This is a genomic window from Thermogutta sp., from assembly GCF_014359955.1.
Classification (GTDB): Bacteria; Planctomycetota; Planctomycetia; order Pirellulales; family Thermoguttaceae; genus Thermogutta.
Genome location: NZ_JACIYL010000278.1, coordinates 1 through 5,067, shown reverse-complemented (window position 1 = coordinate 5,067; position 5,067 = coordinate 1). Strand labels below are relative to the sequence as shown.

Genomic DNA, 5,067 nt, shown 5'->3' with positions numbered 1-5,067 from the left:
CATCACGGCGTGAAAATCAAGGATTCCGCTCTTGTTGCTGCGGCGAGATTATCGCACCGGTATATCACCGACCGCTACCTACCCGACAAGGCCATCGACCTCGTGGACGAGGCGATGAGCCGCCTCGCCATGGAGCTGAAAAGTGTCCCGGTGGAAATCGACCAACTCCAGCGGAGGATTGTGCAACTGGAACTGGCCGAGCGTCAACTTGCTGATGAGACCGAGGAACACGCCAAGGAGCGCCGTGCCGAGATCCAGGAGGAGATCAACAAGCTGCGTCAGGAACTGCAAAAACTGCGTGACCAGTGGGAGAAAGAGAAAGCCGCGATCGAGCAGATTCGGCGTCTCCAGAACGAGCTCCAGCAGGCCGAGCATGAATTCAATCAGCTTCAGGCCGCCATCAAAGAGAAGCAATCCTCCGGCATGCTCGTACGTGAGGAAGATTACCAGCGACTCTACGAATTGGATATCCGACGCCGCGAACTGGCGAAACAATTGGAGCAGGCGGAGAATTCTTATCCCGTCCCCGACGACAAACGGCTGCTCCGGCTGGAAGTCGGTCCCGAAGAAATTGCCGAGGTTGTCAGTGCCTGGACCGGCATTCCCGTGTCCCGCATGATGGAGACCGAACGGGCCAAGCTGCTGGTGCTCGAGGAACGGCTTCACCAGCGGGTCGTGGGCCAGGACGAAGCGGTGGAAGCAGTGGCCAACGCTGTGCGACGCAGCCGGTCAGGGCTGCAGGATCCGAAACGCCCCATCGGCTCGTTCATCTTCCTGGGCCCGACCGGTGTCGGGAAGACGGAGCTGTGCAAGGCGCTCGCCGAAGTCCTCTTCGACGACGAAAACGCCCTGGTACGGCTCGATATGAGCGAATTCATGGAGCGGCACACCGTGAGCCGGTTGATCGGCGCCCCGCCGGGCTATGTAGGCTATGAAGAGGGCGGTGTGCTCACCGAGGCCATCCGGCGGCGTCCCTATGCCGTGGTCCTGCTCGACGAGATTGAAAAGGCTCATCGCGATGTGTTCAATATCCTCCTCCAGGTGCTCGACGATGGGCGACTCACTGACAACCAAGGTCACACGGTCGATTTCACCAATACGATCATCGTGATGACCTCGAACATCGGTAGCCAGCTCATCCAGGAGATCACTCAGGCGGGCGGCACGGAAGATGAGATCCGCGAGGCCGTCATGCAGGCCCTCAAACAACATTTCCTGCCGGAGTTCCTCAACCGGATTGACGAAGTGATCATCTTCCATCCGCTTCGCAAAGATCAGATCAAGAAGATCGCCGAAATCCAGATCCGGCGGCTCAAGGATCGGCTGGCTTCCAAGGGAATCACTCTGGAGGTTACCGATCGGGCGATTGAGGCCCTCGCCGAGCTCGGCTACGACCCCACTTACGGCGCTCGACCGCTCAAGCGGGTCATTCAACAGCGGATCGAGAACCCGCTCGCCATGGAACTCCTCAAGGAAACCGATTGGGAAGGGGCCACCATGCGGGTGGATTACGACGATCGGACCGAGGAGTTCACGTTCGAGCGGGTCGTTCCGGAGCCGGCCACCGTGGGCAGTTCCCGGTGAGAAGCAGGCCAAATCGGACGACGTAAGGCATGTGCTTACAGGCTCGTTGAGAGTTGGGGCCAGACGCAGATCGCCCCAACTCTCTTTTTCTTTCATTTTCTTTCAGAAAAGACCGCCTCCAGCGAGCGGCGCCATAACCGCCGAAACGGCAAGTGCTTCCAGCTCCGCGAAGTGACCCCGAGCCTTTTGAACCGCCAGATCAGCCACCCTGCGGCTGGGGCAACGCGCGCACATCCAGTGATCGCAGCCATTCGAGCACGACCCACCCCACTTTGGCCAGGCTTAACGGGGAACACTGCGAGGGGACGTCGTTTTGAGTATGCCAGGCGGGATAATCAAAGTCGATGAGCACGCACGAAGGAATTCCCCCGATGTTGTGAAGGGCTAAATGATCGTCCCGAATTTCATATTTTTTTTGGGGGATGAATTCGAGGACTTTGAGGCGGGCGGCCGTCTTCCAGATGCCGTCCACAATCCAGCGGGAGTCCCGCCACCACGCACTGTTCCGCTCCTGATAGATTTGCAGGTCCGCGTCACCGACCATGTCGAACAGGACGGCAGCGCGGTACCGCCAGCGTCGCTGGGGCGCAGATTCGACGTACTGCTGGGCAAAGTATTCCGAGCCCTGGAAATAGGGATCCCATTCCGAGAAGATGAACTCCTCTCCATCGAAGCACACCATATCAACGCCTAAATCCGGCAGCAGCTTGCTGACGTGGTGCGCCATCTCCATCAGCACGGCAACCCCGCTGGCACCGTCGTTGGCTCCAATAAATCGGCCGCGCGGATTGATCCGGTCGCGCAGCGGAAAAGGAAGGGTGTCGTAATGGGCGCAGAGGAGAATGCGCTCCGCCCGTTCCGGGAAAAACCTCGCGATGAGGTTAGCCATCGGCACCGGACCACCGGTACGAGGGTCCCGCCCGGAAAATCGTTGCAGCTCGACCTGGGCCCCCAGCTCGGCGAAGTGTTTGAGAAGGAGTTCCTGCTGTTTGGCCATTCCCGGCGAGCCGCTGGGCCGAGGCCCTATCTCGCACAATTGCTGAAGATATCGAAACGCCCGGGCACCATCGAAAGGAATCTGCTCGAGTCGCCAGTGAGACACCCTGCCGGTCCCGCGGGGGAAAAATTGCCATGCGAGCAGACCTGAGGTGACGGCTGCCAGCAAAAAGAGGCCCACGCCTCCTATCAACCGCACCCAACCGGTTTGATGCCGGAAGCGAAAAAAATAACCGGAGTGCTCGCGCGCAACAGGACGTACCAAGCCAACGTCGGCTCCTGAACCGAAGGGACTCCGAAACAAAGAAAGGCCACCCACCCTCCCGGTGGCCATTGTGCTTCCGAACGAAACACCCAACCCGTTATTCCTCAGGATGTCATTCCCCGACAAAGGGTAGGAGTGCCATGATTCGCGCCCGCTTGATGGCCTTACTGATGGCGTGCTGGCTTTTGGCAGCACAGCCGGTCTTGCGGCGGCCCACAATTTTACCCTGTCGGTTGGTCAGCTTTTTCAGCAACTCCACGTCCTTGTAGTCCACGTAGAGAGGACGCGGGTATTGCCCGTCCACCATCAGAGGGTCACGCTTGCGCCGCTTTGCTCGGATTCTTTTCTTTGCCATATCGACCCGCCAGTCAAATCACCGCATGAAAGTCCAAAAACAACCCTTTTTCGCCTTCTTCCGTCCAGAAAGGTTGGCCAAACGTCTAGTATAAGGCGGAGGGCCCCACGAGCCAAGGGAAGGGGCGTCCTGAACCATTCCCCGCCTTTGAGAAGGGGCAGGGGGTATTCATCATTGTCCCAACGAGGTCGGAGGGACCTGCTTGTCAGGTCCGCCGCTCAGCGTTGAGATGCTCGCTACGGCAGGGTTCCTCCAGAATAAGAAATCACGGGCGTGGTTTGTTGACCCCTGCCCCGTCGCCGTGGAGGCACGGACAACCCATATTCCCACCGAGCGACAAAGAACCCCCCCGGGAACCCCTCCCCAGGGGGTTAGCCGCATCGCCTTATTCGAGATCGGAGAGATCGATCTTCTCTTCCTCTGCCAGCTTGCGGAGCTTGCTGATCGCCCGCGCTTCAAGCTGCCGAACGCGTTCCTTCGTCACGCCCAACTCAGCACCGACCTCTTTCAGGGTGAGCGGTTCCTGTTGCCGATCGAGGCCGAAGCGGCGGATGATGATCTGCCGCTCACGCTCGTCCAGCCGCTGGAGAATGTTCTGAATTTGAATTTCTCGCTGGAGTTGGTTGGATTCCTGCTCCACCTGGTCGGACCGCTCGTCCTGGGTCAGAGTGAACAGCTCGTTCTGGCTGGTCCGGAAGCGCTCCCGATAACGATGCTCGTCCGGGATGGTCCGGGCAAAGTTCTTCATGATGGCCCAGCTCGCGTAGGTGCTGAATTTATTGCCGCGAGAATAGTCGAATTTCTCGACCGCCCGGATGAGCGACATATTGCCGTCGCTGACCAACTCGAAGAAGTTTTCGGCAGGTCCCACGTGTCGCTTGGCAATCGACACCACCAGGCGGAGGTTTGCCGATATGATCTCGTTTTTGGTCTTCACCGACTCCTCATAGAGCCGTTCGATTTCGTCCATGAGGGCGCGGTTGGGACGCTTGCGAGCGTCCATCTCTTGCCGCAACTGCTCGCGGAGCTTGGACGCCTTGTACTTGAGGTAGTTCATCTTCCGGAAAAGATGGATCTCCTGCTCCTGCGTCAGAAGCGGCACCTCATACAGGCTGGCCAGGTAGGGAGGCAACCCCTGCGGCAACCTCGCCGCGCGCTGCGGTCGCTCCGCGGGCGGAGGAGGCCCAAGGATCTCCTTTTCCTGCTCGGGAGTTACCTTCTCGAAGATCTCATTGGGAATGTAATCGAGCGGCAGCTCCATGATCCGTTTGGCCCGCATCTCGTCGATGATGCGGGTAACGCGGGCCCGGGTGAGGCAGTACCGCTTGGCAATGACGTCCAGAGACTCCCCTGCCCGGTAATCGCGGTAGATCCGCTCTTTGGTTTCCTCGCTGAGCGGTCCCCGCGTTTCCGGGAAGATGGCCATCTCGGGATTGGCTTGATCGAATTGTTGCAATATGTATCGAATGGTTTCCATACTTCTTCCTGTGCGAAGGGCTAACCGCCGTGTTACTTCCGGACGACAAGCCCCGGCCTGAGCCAGTCGCCTTGCCCGCTCGATGATGGCATCGCGTTCCTGCGGGCTCAGTTGACTGAACTGGGACGCCCGTTTAATTCGCTTTTCTTCTTCCTTGGCGAAGCGATCGACGGTGCTTTCCAAAAAGCCCAGTCGAACCCGCCCGTCTATCAGGAACCGGCGACTGACGAGGCCCGCTCGTCGCCATCTGGTGATCGTCTTCGTCGAGACGTTGAATTTCTCGGCAAGCTCCTGGAGGGTGTAATACTTCTCATTGACCTCTTCCGGTCGAAGCGGCACGGACTCAGCGACGTCCTCGATGAAGAGGATCAGATCGTGGCGAAGATCTTC

General features: G+C 58.9%; 4 protein-coding genes. 1 reads left to right on the top strand and 3 read right to left on the bottom strand.

Translation table 11 applies throughout. The features are described 5' to 3' along the window. A partial coding sequence (locus H5U08_RS09850; protein WP_297032564.1) for an AAA family ATPase occupies positions 1-1,584 on the top strand: 1,584 nt, incomplete at its 5' end. 199 nt (positions 1,585-1,783) lie between these two features. Here the strand turns inward: H5U08_RS09850 and H5U08_RS09845 are convergent. The 3 genes from H5U08_RS09845 to H5U08_RS09835 form a co-directional block, all read right to left on the bottom strand. Further along, entirely contained in the window at positions 1,784-2,686 is a 903-nt protein-coding gene (locus H5U08_RS09845) for a M28 family peptidase (RefSeq protein ID WP_297032562.1), read from the bottom strand. Between the two features lie 271 nt (positions 2,687-2,957). Beyond that, entirely contained in the window at positions 2,958-3,200 is a 243-nt protein-coding gene (gene rpsR, locus H5U08_RS09840; RefSeq protein WP_095415710.1) for a 30S ribosomal protein S18, read from the bottom strand. Positions 3,201-3,585: 385 nt separating this feature from the next. Continuing rightward, positions 3,586-5,067: sigma-70 family RNA polymerase sigma factor (locus tag H5U08_RS09835; RefSeq protein ID WP_297032557.1), on the bottom strand; the 1,482-nt coding region annotated here is incomplete at its 5' end.

What these genes read in the sequence shown, in the direction of transcription:
- rpsR (WP_095415710.1), bottom strand. Translation starts at nt 3,200, where the DNA reads ATGGCAAAGAAAAGAATCCGAGCAAAGCGGCGCAAGCGTGACCCTCTG.